18 protein-coding genes are annotated in these 16,251 nt (G+C 41.3%); 11 read left to right on the top strand and 7 right to left on the bottom strand.

The window, feature by feature from the left end:
* Positions 1 to 241: 241 nt before the first annotated feature.
* The 3 genes from GTQ34_RS11755 to GTQ34_RS11745 all read left to right on the top strand — a co-directional run bounded on the left by GTQ34_RS11755 (position 242) and on the right by GTQ34_RS11745 (position 1,973).
* On the top strand, positions 242 to 748 hold the full coding sequence (locus GTQ34_RS11755) for a Dps family protein (RefSeq protein WP_235915034.1): 507 nt from the start codon (positions 242 to 244) through the stop codon (positions 746 to 748).
* A 52-nt stretch (positions 749 to 800) separates the two neighbouring features.
* Positions 801 to 1,271: a hypothetical protein gene (locus tag GTQ34_RS11750; protein ID WP_166524006.1), complete on the top strand. Its 471-nt coding sequence runs from the start codon at positions 801 to 803 to the stop codon at positions 1,269 to 1,271.
* Positions 1,272 to 1,376: 105 nt separating this feature from the next.
* A complete protein-coding gene (locus GTQ34_RS11745) occupies positions 1,377 to 1,973 on the top strand; it encodes a GNAT family N-acetyltransferase (RefSeq protein WP_166524005.1) in 597 nt (198 codons plus the stop codon).
* Here the strand turns inward: GTQ34_RS11745 and GTQ34_RS11740 are convergent, their stop codons facing one another.
* Positions 1,974 to 3,110: a glycerate kinase gene (locus tag GTQ34_RS11740; RefSeq protein ID WP_166524004.1), complete on the bottom strand. Its 1,137-nt coding sequence runs from the start codon at positions 3,108 to 3,110 to the stop codon at positions 1,974 to 1,976.
* 115 nt (positions 3,111 to 3,225) lie between these two features.
* On the opposite strand from GTQ34_RS11740, the gene GTQ34_RS11735 reads away from it, so the two are divergent.
* The 4 genes from GTQ34_RS11735 to GTQ34_RS11720 all read left to right on the top strand — a co-directional run bounded on the left by GTQ34_RS11735 (position 3,226) and on the right by GTQ34_RS11720 (position 8,184).
* Positions 3,226 to 3,927 (top strand): SIMPL domain-containing protein, encoded by a 702-nt coding sequence (locus tag GTQ34_RS11735; protein WP_166524003.1) that lies wholly within the window; start codon positions 3,226 to 3,228, stop codon positions 3,925 to 3,927.
* Between the two features lie 34 nt (positions 3,928 to 3,961).
* Positions 3,962 to 4,450 (top strand): DUF6265 family protein, encoded by a 489-nt coding sequence (locus GTQ34_RS11730; protein WP_166524002.1) that lies wholly within the window; start codon positions 3,962 to 3,964, stop codon positions 4,448 to 4,450.
* 97 nt (positions 4,451 to 4,547) lie between these two features.
* The gene (locus GTQ34_RS11725; protein ID WP_166524001.1) at positions 4,548 to 7,697 is read left to right on the top strand and encodes a VPS10 domain-containing protein; all 3,150 of its coding nucleotides are present in this window, start codon (positions 4,548 to 4,550) and stop codon (positions 7,695 to 7,697) included.
* Between the two features lie 133 nt (positions 7,698 to 7,830).
* Complete coding sequence (locus tag GTQ34_RS11720) at positions 7,831 to 8,184, top strand: DNA gyrase inhibitor YacG (protein ID WP_166524000.1); 354 nt, start codon at positions 7,831 to 7,833, stop codon at positions 8,182 to 8,184.
* Between the two features lie 10 nt (positions 8,185 to 8,194).
* On the opposite strand, the gene GTQ34_RS11715 is transcribed toward GTQ34_RS11720, so the two are convergent.
* Complete coding sequence (locus GTQ34_RS11715; protein ID WP_166523999.1) at positions 8,195 to 8,665, bottom strand: CBS domain-containing protein; 471 nt, start codon at positions 8,663 to 8,665, stop codon at positions 8,195 to 8,197.
* A 121-nt stretch (positions 8,666 to 8,786) separates the two neighbouring features.
* Between GTQ34_RS11715 and GTQ34_RS11710 the strand changes: the two genes are divergently transcribed.
* The 3 genes from GTQ34_RS11710 (at position 8,787) to GTQ34_RS11700 (ending at position 12,639) form a co-directional block, all read left to right on the top strand.
* A complete protein-coding gene (locus GTQ34_RS11710) occupies positions 8,787 to 11,066 on the top strand; it encodes a M28 family peptidase (protein ID WP_166523998.1) in 2,280 nt (759 codons plus the stop codon).
* Positions 11,059 to 11,868 carry an SDR family oxidoreductase gene (locus GTQ34_RS11705; protein ID WP_166523997.1) on the top strand — a complete coding sequence of 270 codons (810 nt, stop codon included), beginning with the start codon at positions 11,059 to 11,061 and terminating at the stop codon, positions 11,866 to 11,868. The genes GTQ34_RS11710 and GTQ34_RS11705 overlap by 8 nt, the downstream gene beginning before the upstream one ends.
* A gap of 78 nt (positions 11,869 to 11,946) precedes the next feature.
* Positions 11,947 to 12,639, top strand: coding sequence for a hypothetical protein (locus GTQ34_RS11700; protein WP_166523996.1), 693 nt, complete (start codon positions 11,947 to 11,949; stop codon positions 12,637 to 12,639).
* A gap of 19 nt (positions 12,640 to 12,658) precedes the next feature.
* Here the strand turns inward: GTQ34_RS11700 and GTQ34_RS11695 are convergent, their stop codons facing one another.
* A complete protein-coding gene (locus tag GTQ34_RS11695; protein ID WP_166523995.1) occupies positions 12,659 to 13,156 on the bottom strand; it encodes a nuclear transport factor 2 family protein in 498 nt (165 codons plus the stop codon).
* Positions 13,146 to 13,643 (bottom strand): hypothetical protein, encoded by a 498-nt coding sequence (locus tag GTQ34_RS11690; RefSeq protein WP_166523994.1) that lies wholly within the window; start codon positions 13,641 to 13,643, stop codon positions 13,146 to 13,148. The genes GTQ34_RS11695 and GTQ34_RS11690 overlap by 11 nt, the downstream gene beginning before the upstream one ends.
* A gap of 65 nt (positions 13,644 to 13,708) precedes the next feature.
* Here GTQ34_RS11690 and GTQ34_RS11685 point away from each other — a divergent pair, with 65 nt between their 5' ends.
* Entirely contained in the window at positions 13,709 to 14,650 is a 942-nt protein-coding gene (locus GTQ34_RS11685) for an NAD-dependent epimerase/dehydratase family protein (protein ID WP_166523993.1), read from the top strand.
* Between the two features lie 5 nt (positions 14,651 to 14,655).
* Here the strand turns inward: GTQ34_RS11685 and GTQ34_RS11680 are convergent, their stop codons facing one another.
* From GTQ34_RS11680 to GTQ34_RS11670, 3 genes are all read right to left on the bottom strand, one after another.
* Positions 14,656 to 14,958 (bottom strand): hypothetical protein, encoded by a 303-nt coding sequence (locus GTQ34_RS11680; RefSeq protein ID WP_166523992.1) that lies wholly within the window; start codon positions 14,956 to 14,958, stop codon positions 14,656 to 14,658.
* A 70-nt stretch (positions 14,959 to 15,028) separates the two neighbouring features.
* Positions 15,029 to 15,457 (bottom strand): cyclic pyranopterin monophosphate synthase MoaC, encoded by a 429-nt coding sequence (moaC, locus tag GTQ34_RS11675; RefSeq protein WP_166523991.1) that lies wholly within the window; start codon positions 15,455 to 15,457, stop codon positions 15,029 to 15,031.
* Positions 15,458 to 15,461: 4 nt separating this feature from the next.
* Positions 15,462 to 15,902: a molybdenum cofactor biosynthesis protein MoaE gene (locus tag GTQ34_RS11670; RefSeq protein WP_208103889.1), complete on the bottom strand. Its 441-nt coding sequence runs from the start codon at positions 15,900 to 15,902 to the stop codon at positions 15,462 to 15,464.
* Positions 15,903 to 16,251: the final 349 nt, after the last annotated feature.

Below are 16,251 nucleotides of genomic sequence, written 5' to 3'. Positions count from 1 at the left end.
TGATATTCTGATAAATAACTGTATATTAAAGGTATGATTACGAAAATAACACACGTTAACCTTACAGTCTTCTAGGTCTCGCAACAGGCCATTTACACTTTTCTTCACACAGTGGGAATACATCCCATAAAAACAAAAATAAAAGACCAGCTACACCTCATAATGGTGCATTAGCATTTGCGGTAAATTCTTTCTGCAAAATGAGTCTTCATTGTTAACTCTTAAAATTTAAATCATAAAAATGGAAACAGTAAAAACAGAAAAAGAAAATAAAATGAAAATCTCAAAAAAATTAGGCTTCACGTATTTGGAAACTGCTGAAATAGTGGTAACGCTGAACACCCTATTGGCAAACTACCAAGTATTCTATAATAAATTGAGAAACTTTCACTGGAACATTGAAGGTCCAGAATTTTTTGAACTTCACGAAGAGTTCGAAAAAGAATACAACAAAGTGAAAGAGAATATTGACATCCTTGCCGAACGTATTCGAGTATTTGGTGTAAAACCCAATTTCACCCTGAAAAAGACATTGGAACTTTCCAATATCAAAGAGGAGAAAGAGAACCTAACCGCTATTGAAATGACGCGTGAAGTATTGCAAGACTTTGAAATATTGCATAACAGCATGCTGGATGGAATCAATGCCTCACTTGAAACTGGAGATGTGGCCACCGAGCAAATGCTCACAGATTTTATCCGCTACATAGAAAAGAGAAATTGGATGTTCACCTCCTATCTTAAATAAGACCAGGATAAACCCTTAAAACAAAATTTAATAATACTATAATTAATACAACATGAAAAATATAGCAACACTATTATCAATATTCTTAATGGCCGGTTTTTACGGCTACAGCCAAAGCAGTAACTCTGGAAAAATGAAAACAACCATACACAAAACGTTTTCCGTAGATAAAAATGGAACCGAATTTCCGTACAACGTGAAAATTCTAGAGACCAAAAACTACACCATGGCCTGGGACGAAAAAGATAGGGGTCAAATTGACCAAGATAGAAAACCTACGCCGACCCAAGTGACAAAGTTGATTGCCGTAGATACCGACAATGACAAAGAGTATGAACACTTTTTGGTGCTTAAATACAAAAAATCAGTAGCTGGAAACTTTCAAGTGGTTCCCACTGCAAAAGGTTTTGATGTAAAAGTTGAAGACCGCACCTTTAAGTACCACTTGAACAATGGAAAATACATAATCAACAGCGACGACCAAGATTTCTTCACTGTAGAAGAGTTTAAGGATATTGGATAATTTACTAATTTTCGTTTTTTGATTGATGTTGGGACCGGGTAAAACCGGTCCTTTTTTATTTCAATAGCTGCCAATATCTATCTTTGATAGTATAAAGTTCATCAAATGGCACCTTGGTCGACACCCGTAACACTTGCTGGTAAACTAGTAGAACTGATTCCCATGAATATGTCCCACAAGGACGATTTGCTCCTCGCAGCCTCTGACGGCAAACTATGGAATCTGTGGTACACCAGTGTGCCCTCTGCTAAAACCATAAATCAGTACATAGAAACTGCCTTGGGCCAATATGAATCTAAAAGTGCGATTCCCTTTGTAATCCGTAACAAAAATACGGGGCAAATAGTGGGCAGCACACGCTTCATGAACATGGATTTGAAGCATAAACGATTGGAAATTGGATATACTTGGTATGCAAAAAGTGCCCAACGAACTGGAATCAACACGGAATGCAAATACCTTTTACTTCAATATGCTTTTGAAAGCATGGGTGCAATAGCCGTAGAGTTCAGGACCCATTTTCATAACCACCCCTCCCGAAATGCCATTCTTAGATTGGGAGCCAAACAAGATGGAATCTTGAGGAACCATAAACTGGATGCACAAGGAAACTTGAGGGACACCGTGGTATTCTCAATTTTGGACAGCGAATGGAAGACTGTAAAAGCTGGACTGGAATTTAAGATGGATCGTAACTCGTAACTATTTCTTTTTACTTTTTAGAAGATTGGCAAAATTATAGCTCGCCAGTTCCAAATTTTTATAGCTGCTGCGTTTGGCTTCATCCAGACCGCAAACCCCATTTAAAATGGAAATGGCATAATCCAATCCCATGTGCTGCATTTGTTCTATGGATATATCCACGGCCCCACAAAGTGCGGCCACTGGAATTCTTTTTTCTTTGGCATATTTTACAACGCCTTGAATGGTCTTTCCGGAAAGTGTTTGACCATCCAATTGGCCTTCCCCTGTGATTACCCAGTCCGTATTGTCCAAAGCTTCTCCGAATCCAGCAATATCCATCACCATCTCTACTCCAGAAATCAATTCTGCATTCAAAAAAACCATAGCTCCAGCTCCCAACCCACCGGCAGCTCCCGCGCCTGGAATATTTTGCACATCCACTCCAAAAGTGTTTTGCAATACATTGGCAAAATTTTTCAGTCCATTGTCCAAAAGTTCCACCTCTTCCATGTTTGCCCCCTTTTGAGGCCCATAAACATGCGCAGCTCCATTTGTGCCATATAACGGATTGGTCACATCGCAGGCAACTTGCACCTTCACATTCAAAAGTTTTTCGTTCACTTCTTCAGTATCAATTTGCTTGACATTGATAAGATTTTTGCCAATGGGCCGCAAGGTGTTTCCCTCTGCATCCAAAAACCGAAACCCGAGGGCCGATGCCATTCCCATTCCCCCATCGTTGGTCGCGCTGCCCCCGATGCCCAAAATAATTTTTTCCACACCATGTTCAATGGCATGTAAAATCAATTGCCCAGTGCCCAATGTTGTGGTTTGCATACAGTTCATTTCTACTTTTTTTAGAAGCTTGTACCCCGAGGCTTCCGACATCTCCACAAATGCTGTTTTTTTATCTCCTGAAAGCAGATAGGCACTTTTAATATCCCTGAAAAGAGGGTCGTTTACATTTACATCTATCATTCCTCCATGCAAATAACTGCGTACTACCTCAAGGGTTCCATCCCCTCCATCAGCGAGAGGTTTTTTAACCATCGTTGCATGCGGAAACACTTTTTTAATCCCACTCTCAACAGCATCACAGAATTCATTTCCTGTCAATGAACCTTTATATTTATCTGGAGCAAGTACAAATTTCATCTTACCAATTTAATCAAGAATAACAAGATACCACTATCAAATACATAAGTGCCACCAATATGGTATATGTTTTGCTTGTTAATGGGAAGTATTTACCTTTAAATAAAATCACACCATGAAAAAAATCATTATCCCTATTGCAAGTTTTTTGTTCTCCTCCTTAATTTTTGCACAATCCAAGAACTTTTTGGATGTACCCTATTTGGAAACCTCGGCACGAGTGGACACCTTGGTGACCCCGGATAAAATTTATTTGAACATTACCATACAGGAAAAGGACTCCAAAGGACAGAAATCTGTGGAAGAACAGGAAAACAAGATGGCGCAACGACTTCGTGCATTGGGAATTGACCTGGACAAGCAGTTGGTGATTCAAGATTTAAGCAGCAATTTCAAAAAATATTTTCTTCGAGGAAAAGAAGTGCTCAAAAGCAAGCAGTATTCTTTGTTGGTATATTCTGGAAAACAAGCTGGGGAAGTGATGGTGGCCTTGGAGCAATTGGATATTGCCAACGCCTATTTAGAAAAGACCGAATACTCCAAAATGGACGAATTGGAGTTGGAACTTAAGTCAAGGGCAATAAAAAAGGCCAAGAAAAAAGCTGTAGCGCTCACTGAACCTTTGGGACAATCGATTGGCAAGGCCATTCACATTTTGGACACCTCTACCCCTTATTATCCCAGATATAATCAAGCACCGCGCATGGAAATGAAAACCATGGGCGTAGATTTGGTGGAGGCAGAGCCTTTGGATATTGATTTTGAAAAAATCAAAGTAGAAACCAATGTGAGCATCAAATTTGCCTTGTCCAATTAAAGGATTTCGCTTCGTCTTATTGAAAAAAAGCACTATGAAAACACTTATCTTTTTCTTTTTGGGATTGGGAATTGCCACAGGGCAAAAAACATTGCAATGGGTCGATGGGCAAACCTCTCCGCCTGCTTCCTTGGAAAATGTGAAATGGATTGCCGGGCATTGGCAAGGTGAGGCCTTTGGCGGTATTGCCGAGGAAATCTGGAGTCCGCCTTTGGGAAACTCGATGATGTTCGTGTATAAAATGGTTAAGGACAACAAGATCTCCTTTTATGAAGTGGGGCATATCCAAGGGATAGACAACACGTTAATCCTTCAACTAAAGCACTTTCACGGCAATCTACACGGATGGGAAGAAAAAGAGGAAACCATCGACTTTAAATTGATTAAAATTGAAAATGGAGTCGCTTTTTTCGATGGTTTTACCATTGAAAAGGTGAATGAGAACCAGATGAACATGCATGTTTTGATTGGGGAGGATGAAAAGGTGCAGGAAATGACATTTGCGTACAAAAGGGTGGAGTGACCATCATTTAATTTATACCCATTTTTATTGACGACTACCCAAACACGCAATACGTTTGAATTAGTATCTTTAGCAGACTAACTAATTCAACATTCCCGTGAAACTAAGACTACTCACTCTCTGCGCCCTTTTGTTGGCTATTTATCCTATTGAAGCCCAAAGAAGAAACGAAAAATCCCAAACTGCCAATGTTATTGTCAACGATTCGCTTTATACTGGCCTTAAATGGCGAAACATAGGACCCTTTAGAGGCGGAAGAAGCGTAGCAAGCTCGGGAGTGGTAAGCCAACCCATGACCTATTACATGGGTACCACCGGAGGTGGTATTTGGAAGACGACGGACGACGGCATTACCTGGAAAAATATTTCTGATGGACAGCTAAAAACCGGCACAGTAGGTGATATTACTGTTTCCGAAAGTGACCCAAACCTGATTGTCGTGGGCATGGGAGAGCATGCCGCCAGAGGGGTCATGACCTCTATGGGAGATGGAGTATACAAGTCGACTGATGCTGGCAAAACATGGAAACATATTGGGTTGGATGAAACACGGCACATTTCGGATGTCATCATTCATCCGAAGAACCCAAATATCCTATTTGTAGCTGCGCAAGGAGCCCAATACGGCCCTTCGGAACAACGTGGCATTTATCGTTCCACAGATGGAGGGGAAAATTGGGAAAGGGTACTTTTCATTGACGAGAATACAGGTGCCTCATCCTTGTCAATGGATATGAAAAATCCATTGATTTTGTATGCGGCCCTATGGCAACATCGCAGATACCCCTGGACAATGGAGTCTGGTGGCCCTTCATCAGGAATTTACAAATCCACCGACGGTGGCACAACATGGAAGAAACTGGAAAAAGGTTTGCCGAAAGAATTTGGAAAAGCTGGGGTTTCTGTTTCACGTGCCAATCCCGATCTTGTATTCGCCGTGATTGAAGCCGAAGACGAAAAAGGAGGTGTTTACAAAAGTGTTGATGCTGGAAAAACTTGGAAGCAAATTAACAAGGACAGAATCAACATTGCCCGTTCTTGGTACTACATGGAAATCTTTGCCGACCCTCAGAATGAAAACATCGTTTACGTGCTCAATGCGCCCGTTACCAAATCCATTGATGGCGGTAAAACTTTCACGCCGTTACCCACACCACATGGAGACAATCATGACCTCTGGATTCATCCGCATGACAATGACATCATGATCAACTCCAACGACGGAGGGGCAAATGTTTCCAACAATGGTGGCAAAAGCTGGAGTACACAGAAAAATCAACCCACTTCCCAATTTTATCGAGTAATCACCGACAATTTGGTGCCTTATAATGTGTATGGCGGACAACAGGACAATTCTGCCATCGCTATTGCCAGCCGAACCAACGATGCGGGTATCGATTGGAAAGACTGGTACTCCGTAGCCGGTTGTGAAAGTGCCTATTTGGCCTTTGACCCAGATAATCCAGAGGTGGTATATGGAGGCTGCTACCAAGGAATTATTGAAAAGTGGGTCAAGGCATCGCGCGAAGGAAAGCCTATTAAGGAATATCCCGAATTGGGTCTTGGCAGGGTACCCAAAGATTTCAAGTACCGATACAATTGGAATGCTCCCATTATATCATCCCCACATGACCGCAACACTATTTATCATGCTGGTAATGTAGTCTTTAAATCAAAAGATGGGGGAAATAGTTGGGATGTCATCAGTCCCGACCTCACCAAAAATGAAAAAGATAAGCAAGGACCAGGTGGAGGACCCTATACCAACGAAGCTGCTGGTGGCGAAAATTATAACACCCTAATGTATTTGATGGAATCGCCACATGAAGAGGGTGTCCTTTATGCAGGTTCGGATGATGGTTGGCTTCATATCACCAAAAATGGTGGAGGAAGCTGGGAAAATATCACCCCACCCAATCTTCAGGAAGGAATTATTAATAGTGTTGAGGTTTCGCCCCATGACCCTGCTACTGCCTATATCGTGGTCATGCGCTACAAGTCCATGGATTTAAAGCCCTATATTTTTAAAACTTCGGATTATGGTAAAACCTGGACAAAAATCACCAATGGAATCAATGGCAAGCATACTTTCGTTCGCGTGGTTCGGGAAGACAAAAAACAAAAAGGGTTGCTTTATGCAGGAACCGAAACCGGACTTTATGTTTCATTGAATGACGGACAGCAATGGCAGCAGCTCCAGCTCAATCTGCCCATAGTGCCAATTAACGACCTTATCATTCAGGACAATGATTTAGTCGCAGCCACCGCGGGCCGTTCATTTTGGATATTGGATGATCTCGGGGCCATCCAGAATAGCGTCAAACCAGTAGACAAACTTACCATTATCACCCCTAAGGATGCTTATCGCATTTATGGGGGTAGCTCAGAGAAGCCTGTTCCCGGACTTGGCCAAAATCCTAAATCAGGAGTTACTCTTGATTATTATTTGCCTAAAAAAGTGGATTCCCTCGAATTGAAACTGGAAGTGCTTTCCGGAGGCAAGGTTATCCGAACCGTCACCAACCAAAAACCAAAGAAGTTTAGCACTTGGCCGGGCGGACCTCCCAAACCCACAGTACTCCCTGCTAAAAAAGGATACAATCGTTTTACTTGGGATTTTACCAAAGACCCGGTTCCAGCTATAAATAAGGTATTTGTCTTTGGTGATTATCGTGGGTCTAGAGTTGCGCCCGGAACCTATACGCTGAGACTTTCCCTTGATGGTGAAACCGTTGAAACCAAAGCCGTAATCCTAGCTGACCCCAAAGTAGAGGGCAGCCCTATGGATTATGCCGAACAACAATCCGTATTGATGAAGATTGACGAAACATTGCTGGCCATGCATAAAGCAGTCAACCAAATGCGGAATGCCAAATCTCAATTAAATAAGTACAATGATCTGCTCAAGGATTGGGAGGAAGCAAAAGAGCTCCTATCCCAAGGTGACGATTTACTGGAGCGCATTAAGAATTGGGAAGAAAAATTGATACAGCCCAAACAAAAAACCTTTCAGGACGTAATTAATTTCCACAATCAACTGAATGCGGAATTTATGTACCTAAAAGGATTCGTGGACGTGGCCGAACCCAAGGTAACGCAAGGGGCCAAGGAGCGCTTGAACGACCTTTTAAGGGCATGGAAGTCTTACGAAGACGAGAAAAATGCCATTGTGGGTAGCGGAATGAAAGCGTACAACGATCTGTTCCGTTCGTTGGAAATTCCGGCAATTATATTGACAGAGGATTGAGGAAGTAGGTATTTTAGCTGGATAAAGAAGCGTCTGGTTTAAATTTTCAAGGACATTCACTCTCTGGGTGAGGCATGCACAATCTTAAAGTTTGTCAAAAAAGTATGATCTTGTGGTTACCTAATCTTATGTCATGGAAGAACGAAAATGTTTGGAATGTGGCGACAAGCTCGTTGGCAGGGCGGATAAAAAATTTTGTTCTGACCATTGCAGAAATGCCCATAACAACAGACTCAACAAGGATAGCAAAAACTTGATGAGGAACATCAACAACAAGTTGCGTAAAAACTATCGCATCCTCAACAGTTTTCCACTGAAAGATGGAAAAACCACGACGACTAAAATGCGGCTGATGGACCGAGGGTTTGATTTTGAGTACATCACAAATATCTATACCACAAAAAAAGGAAGCACTTATTACTTTGTGTACGATTTAGGATATTTACCCTTGGACAACGATTATTTTATGATTGTAAAACGGGAATAAGGGAATAATGTTATTTCCAGTTTTGTGCACTGAGCTTTAGGGCGGCTATAACGATGTCCTTCCTACTTATTTGCCCAACCAAAATGTCATTTTTCATAACGGGCAACCGTCGCCGGTTGTGCTTCACAAAAACTCCAGCAGCATCGAAAATGCTCATGTCAAAAGGTATGGTCTCTACATCTTTGGTCATAAAACGTTCCACACTTTTGTCTAAAATGGGTTGGTTAAAATATCGGCTTTCAGAAATCTGTTTCATACAATCCGCTTCCGAGATAATCCCAACCAAAAAACCATTTTTATCCAATACGGGGCCCCCCGAAATGTGGTGCTTTGCAAATGCTTCCATCACCTCCAAAATAGATTGGTCCGGAGTAAAAGTAACCAGCTTCTTGGTCATATAATCCTCAACCAAAATGGGCGCATTGTACTTTTTCTTGGCCTCTTCTTTAGATCTTACGCCTTGAAAACTCTTGATTCCCATAGGATTACTGTTAAAGGTTGAATCTTAAATATAGCTATTTTTGATGAGATTTTCATTTTTTTTGTACTAAATCTGCGAACCTTTCATAATTTCATACTTTTACATACCAACGTACTAAACCATGAAAATCTCCCGTTCCCTCGCCCTGCTTTTCCTTTGTTTTGCTGTGTATTGGAGTTATAAATCCTTGATGCCTGCCTACAAAATTAATGCAGATGTTGCTCCCACTTCGTTTTCCAACGAAAATGCCTTAAAACATGTTGAAAACATATCCAAGGAACCCCACGCGGTCGGATTCCCAGGGCATGCCCGAGTAAGGAACTACATAATTGCCGAACTTAAAAAACTAGGGTTGGAAACCTTCACCCAAGAGGGATATTCCAGCGGTGATTGGGGAAATCTGAGCAAAGCCACCAACATCCTGGCCAGAATCAATGGAACTTCTGAAGGCAAGGCACTCGTACTTTTGTCGCATTACGACAGCAATCCCCATTCTTCTTATGGTGCCAGTGATGCAGGAAGTGGAGTGGCCACAATCTTAGAGGGTGTACGTGCATTTCTGGCAAAGAATGAAGCACCCAAAAACGATATCATTGTTCTTATTACAGATGCTGAGGAATTAGGACTCAATGGAGCAGACCTCTTTGTCAACAAACATCCATGGGCCAAAGATGTGGGTTTGGTCCTAAATTTTGAGGCTCGTGGAAGTGGAGGCCCCAGCTATATGTTGATTGAAACCAATAGGGGAAATGGAAATCTGATCAAGGAGTTCACAAAGGCCAATCCAAAATACCCGGTTGCCAATTCGTTGGCCTATAGTATTTACAAAATGCTGCCCAACGATACGGACCTAACCGTTTTTCGTGAAGATGGTGATATAGAAGGCTTTAATTTTGCCTTTATTGACGACCATTTTGACTACCACACCGCTTTGGACACCTATGAGCGATTGGACCGAAATTCATTGGCCCATCAAGGAAGCTATCTAATGCCTCTCCTGCACCATTTTAGCAATGCGGATTTGAATATCCTAAAGAGTCTCGATGACCTCGTATACTTCAATCTTCCATTTTTTGGATTGATTTCGTATCCCTACGAATGGATTTGGCCGATGTTGGCCCTAGCGGTGATTGCCTTTATATCGCTAATAATTTTTGGGTTCAAGAAAGCTGCGCTCAACGCAAAAGACATTTTTAAAGGATTTCTACCCCTTTTACTGGCATTGACAATCAACGGGGCAATAGGGTATTTCTTTTGGAAAGTATTGACTTGGTGGTATCCACAGTTCAAGGATATGTTACATGGATTTACCTATAATGGGCATACCTACATTTTCATGTTTGCCATGTTATCCATAGGCATTTGTCTTTGGCTGTATCACCAGTTTAGGAAGACGAGCACCTCAAATCTGTTGGTAGCTCCGGTTCTTGTTTGGTTGGTAATTTGTGCCGTTGTTGCCAGCTATTTAAAGGGAGCCAGTTTTTTCATTGTGCCTGTTTTTGGAGTTTTGGCTGCCTTCATGGTAATCGTCAACCAAGAAAAACCCAATCCATTTCTATTGGTGTTTTTAGCTTTGCCAGCTCTATTCATTTATGCTCCTTTTATTAAGATGTTTCCGGTGGGACTTGGATTGAAAATGATGGTAGCAGTTACCGTTTTTGTTCCTCTACTATTCTTTTTGACGCTCCCTTTCTTTGGATTGCTCAAAAATAAGGACCAGCTTGCCTATTTCACCCTTTTTCTTTTCTTGGGTTTTGGTATTCTGTCACATATCAATTCCAATTTAAACAAAGAACGGCCCAAACCCAGTAGCCTTTTGTATGTATATGATGCCGATTCGGATTCAGCCGTATGGGCGACCTACGACCAAAAAACCATTGGGTGGAACAGCCAGTTTTTGAAAGATGGAAAAGAACCTGGTCAAAGTGAATCGTTCAAGACCCTATCCAGTAAGTATCTCACCCGATTTACTCAGATCGCCGAAGCTCCAAAAAAAGAAATCGCCACTCCATGGATTGATGTTACTTTGGATACGGTAATTGGCAATGAACGTATTTTGGAATTATGTGTTACACCAAAAAGGAACGTCAACCGATTGGATATTTACACCAACGAAATTGCACTGAACTCAGCCAAGGCGAACAATATTCCTTTATCGGATTATTATTTAAAAAACAGAAAGAAAAGGTTGATAACCCATTACCTTTCTAATAACGAGTTTACCGAGTTGGGAATGAGCTATCCAAAAGATGCTGTGCTGGAGCTAACGTTTTATGAAGCTTCCAACGATTTACTAACCCATCCCGAGTTCACCGTACCCAAAAGACCGGAAAACAGTATTCCCATGCCATTTGTGCTAAACGATGCCATTTTAGTGACCAAAACTATGCGTTTTGAGTGAACGAATAGGCATATTGGGTTGTGGTTGGCTGGGGTTGCCTTTGGCCAAAACACTTCTGAAAAATGCATTTGAAGTGCATGGAACAACCACTTCACGAGAAAAAATTCAAACCCTGCATGAGGCTGGCGTAACAGCTTATCAAATTCAACTATCAGCAAAAAAAATAGAAGGAAACCTAAAAGGTTTTTTCGATCATATTGATGTTTTGATCATTGACATTCCTCCAGGGTTAAGGGGTAAAAATCGAGAAAGTTTTATTGATAAAATGGAGCTCCTCCATACCGAAATCAAAAAAAGCATGGTTCGCAAAATTATCTTTGTGAGCAGTACCTCTGTATACGGTGATGAACAGGGTGAGGTTACTGAGGATACCCTTCCTGAGCCCAAAAGCGAATCAGGCAGACAATTGTTGGCTTGCGAACAGCTGTTTCTGAACGATGCTGATTTACAGGTTACCGTAATCCGTTTTGGGGGATTGATTGGTCCTGACCGACATCCCGTTACTATGCTGTCTAGAAGAGAAAACCTGTCCAATGGCAATGCACCAGTTAATTTGATTCACAGAAATGATTGTATTCTGCTCATCACCACCATCCTAAAGAATAATTATTGGGGCGAAATATTTAATGGGGTATACCCCTTTCATCCATCAAAGAAGGATTACTACACTGCTGAGGCAAAAAAACGGGGCATTCCCCCTCCCAAGTATGCCGACACACCATCATATCCATCTGGAAAAATTGTCGTTGGGAAAAATTTTAAGGATAAGGGACATCGGTTCAAAACTTCCATTTTCACATAGCAACCATTCGGATATGGTATTCTTTAACAACTAGATACAGATAATTTTTTTAGTTTTGCCGCACTTAAAAGATACTCAATGAGAAAGCTTGTTATACTATTTACGCTGTTTGTTGGTTTTATTGGGTTTGCCCAAACCCAAAACGCCCTTTTGGAACATTATAAGGCCTTTTATAAGGAAATGCGGCTTCAAGGTGATGTGGGGGGGGTAATCAATGCACTTACACACCTCAATGTGCTTGCTCCCTCAACAGAACGAAAAGATACGCTCGCATTTGTATACATGAACAACAACCAGCACATGCAAGCTTTGAACACCATAGGTATTGAAAAGAATGCCGATGATTCTGATTTGGCCGTTCAGGTGAAGGCTGTTTCCCTAAAATCATTGAACCAACCCAAAAGGGCTCTAGAGCATTTTGAAGTACTTTTTGGCCGGATTCCTTCTCCTCATTTGGCCTACGAACTGGCCGATATTAAAATATTGGTCGGGGACAACAGCGGTGCTTTGGAAAATATTGAATACGGAATCGCCAATGCCAAGGATGATATGAAGTATGCTTTCTATGAAAGACAACAACCTTATGAGGTGCCTTTAAAGGCGGCTTTTTTACACCTGAAAGGTTTGGTCACCTACAATACGGATAAAAACAATATTGATAGTGCCATTGCCCAAATCGATGAGGCGTTGAAACTGGACCCCAACTTTAATTTAGCCAGTCTAAGCAAGCAGGCCTTGGAGTCCAGAAAAGAAAAGCCCCAGGACGAGTAAAAGGTATCACATCAATCGCTTATTGTTTTCTGAGCTGAAGAAGCAGTAGACTGTCTTTTTCTTTTTTGATTTCAATCAACTCTGCTACATTATCATTGGGTACTGCAATTGACAGTACGTAGTGTGCAATTTTCCATTGCCCATCCACTTTTTTAAGCACTCCTGAGCCTCTGCAGATTTTCATTTGAGTGTCCAACAGTTCATCAAACCAGGCGAAATCTTCATTATTTCCAACATAAATGTTGCGTTCCACCGCAGTAAAGCTCCATGCTTTGCCCCTATCAAAATAGGGCTTGGAAAATGTTCTGAAAGCCTCGTTTTGCCAATTCTCGGTCGCATCTGTCCCAATGAAAACCCCATCTTCGGTCATTTTTTCAAAATAGGTGTCAAAATCTGCATTGGCAGCAGCTTCGTGCCACGCGTCCAAAAGCAAGTTAATTTGTTCCTTTTCCGGGTTTTGAGCCATAAGGGTAACAGAGGCAGTGCAAAGTAAAAAGCTTAAAATTCTAGTCTTCATCCAGTATTAGTTCTTTGTCCAACTGACTATTTACGATAATGTTCAACTGTTTTCTGAGGGCATTGTATGCGGTCAACATCTCAACAGTAGGTTGGGTGGTTTCCTGATTCTCCAAAACATGCGATTTCACCTTGTAAAGATACGTCTTGAGCACACGTTGCCTGCTTTTTACCTGTAGTGTGTTGAACATTTCTGGATAGTTCCCCTCCGCAAGTAGCTTTTCCTTTTCAATAAGATCATCTATGGCCAAGATCAAATCCTCATTGTTTTTGGCCTTGTACAAAACATCAATGCTCTCATTAAACTTTTGGAACTCCTCCCATTCTTCTATAAGGGCCAAAGCCTCTGCATTGATAGTGGTCTTATCGGGCAATTTTTGGTAGTTAAAACCCGATTCATCCACATAGCTGGTTGCATCCCCCTTGTCTTGTTGCCTGCAACTGAAAAGGGTAAGGCTAAAAATCAGCAGATATAACAATTTTCGCATAGGCGAATGTACAAATTTTAAGAAAGGCTATCTTTACCGTTGAGAGCAATTAACGTCTTTTATAAATGCAAAAACCTATCCTTATTCTTGGTGCCTGTGGTCAAATCGGAACCGAGCTAACCTATGAACTCAGAAATAAATATGGCTCGGAAACGGTAGTGGCCAGTGACATTAGGGAAGGTAACGAAGCCCTTATGGCCTCGGGGCCTTTTGAACTGCTCGATGCCACTAACTACAAGGCTATTGAAGATGTAGTAATGCACTATGAGATAGATGAGGTCTACTTAATGGCTGCCATGCTAAGTGCCACCGCTGAAAAGTTTCCGGACAGGGCTTGGAACCTAAATATGAACTCACTTTTTAATGTGCTGGATTTGGCAAAAGAAAAAAAGATCTCCAAAATCTTTTGGCCTTCCAGCATTGCGGTTTTTGGTCCCAACACACCTAAGGAGAACGCCCCACAGCACACCATTATGGAACCCAGCACCGTTTATGGCATTAGCAAACAATCTGGCGAACGTTGGTGCGAATACTATAATACCAAATATGGGGTAGATGTGCGTAGTGTGCGATATCCAGGCCTAATTAGCTGGAAAACCATGCCCGGTGGAGGCACCACGGACTATGCTGTTGAAATTTATCATGATGCCTTGGAAAAAGGTGCTTACCAGTGTTTTTTAAGTAAGCACACCAAATTGCCCATGATGTACATGGACGATGCGATAAGGGCCACCATGGAGTTAATGGAAAGTCCGGCTGAGAAAATAAGCGTTCACTCCTCCTATAATTTAGGCAGTATGAGTTTTACTCCTCATGATATGGCCCAAAGCATAAAAAAGCATATTCCGGATTTTACAATAGCCTATATACCTGATTTTAGGCAAAAAATTGCCGATACATGGCCGAGCAGTATCGATGATTCTTTGGCTAAAGAGGATTGGGATTGGAAACCGAAATATGATTTGGACCAAACTACGGCTGAAATGCTAAAAAATCTGAGAAAATAAACTATCTATTCTTCCTCGGAATCAAAATCCCCATCTTTTTCGGAAAGTTCCCCCAAATCTTCAGTATCAAGATCTTCGGTATCATCATCAAAATTGGCCATGCTATGCTCCAATTTGGAACTGATCTTGACCAAATATTTGGTGTCATTCGTAGAAACCTCAACCGCTTCGATCACTTCTCCCTTAAGGTTTCGAAAATTAACCACATCGTCATCGCCATAACCATCCGGATACTTGTCTACCAAAAGCTTCAATACTTCGGGAGTCAGCTTTTTGAAGTCTACTATAACTCTTCTGAGGTTGTTCATAGCCGTTAGCTTAACATCAAATTAAAAATAGAACAAAAATGGAATCGTCAAGAAAAAATGTGAAAAAAATTTAATCGTTTTCGATGTCTGACTTACCACCGGTCTTTTTCAAGAGTTTTATGTGGTGTATTTCCACGCCCTTGTCTATTGGTTTTAGCATATCATACATGTTTAGTGCCACCACACTTGCCCCGTGCATGGCCTCCACTTCCACGCCTGTTTTGTAAAAGGTCTTTATAGTTATGTTGATGACAATTTCCATCCCTTTTATTTCGTAATCAATGCCACAATATTCTACAGGCAAGGGGTGGCAATCAGGCAAGAGGTCCGCTGTTTTTTTAACGGCCAAAAAGCCGGCAGCTCTGCTAATTTCGAATACATTTCCCTTGGGTACTGTACCCGCTTCAATGGCATCTAAAGTAGATTTTGAACTGACTTTTACCACAGCTTGGGCCACAGCAGTACGATGGGTGGATTGCTTTTGGGTTATATCGACCATGGGTTTAGGTATTTACTTTCCATTGATAGGAGTCATCCTGAAAAAGCTCTTTTCCAAAGACAGGTACTTCGGCCTTTATTTCCTCCACTACATACTCAAGAGCTTCAAAAGCTACTCTTCTATGCGGAGAGGAAACGAAAACAAAGAGACATATTTCCCCTACACCTACATTGCCAAGGCTATGATATATGTGCATGCAGGTGATGTTGAATTTTGAAAATGTATTCTCCCTGATTTCATTAAACTTTGCGTTGGCCATACTTTCATAAGCGGTATACTCAATGGCTGATACGGTCTTTCCGTCAATCTTATCGGCCCGCACCTGTCCCAAGAAGATATCGTGAGCTCCTATTTCGGTTTTGGATTGATGCTTGGCAATGGATTCTGCTATAAACTCTGGAGCAATAGCACCTTGCCTAAAAACATTTTTCACTTTCTTTTCCATGGAAATGTGTTTTTGCTAAGGTAACCAAGAAAAGTGGAAAGTAAGGAAGATTTGTAGCCCCGGCAAGAATCGAACTTTTCTCTCGGACCCCCAGTTTTATTGGGGTTTCCACTTTTTGATTTCAAAATGTTGACGATTTGTGAACTTTTGTGACCGATTTATCTTTCGTCATATCAAAGATAAACAAACAGCTGTAAATGATTGATTTATAAATGAAAGTCTATCGTTTATTTGAACTTTGGTTAACGTTGTTGATTAAAGTTTTAATTCTATAAAGTTGGAGTAATATTTTTTCTATTTTCAAATTCTCCTAAATGAATTTCGCTCACGCTCGGTTTTTCTGCAGAAT

Source organism: Flagellimonas ochracea (assembly GCF_009903685.1).
Classification (GTDB): domain Bacteria; phylum Bacteroidota; class Bacteroidia; order Flavobacteriales; family Flavobacteriaceae; genus Flagellimonas; species Flagellimonas ochracea.
This window is presented reverse-complemented; position numbering and strand designations above follow the sequence as displayed.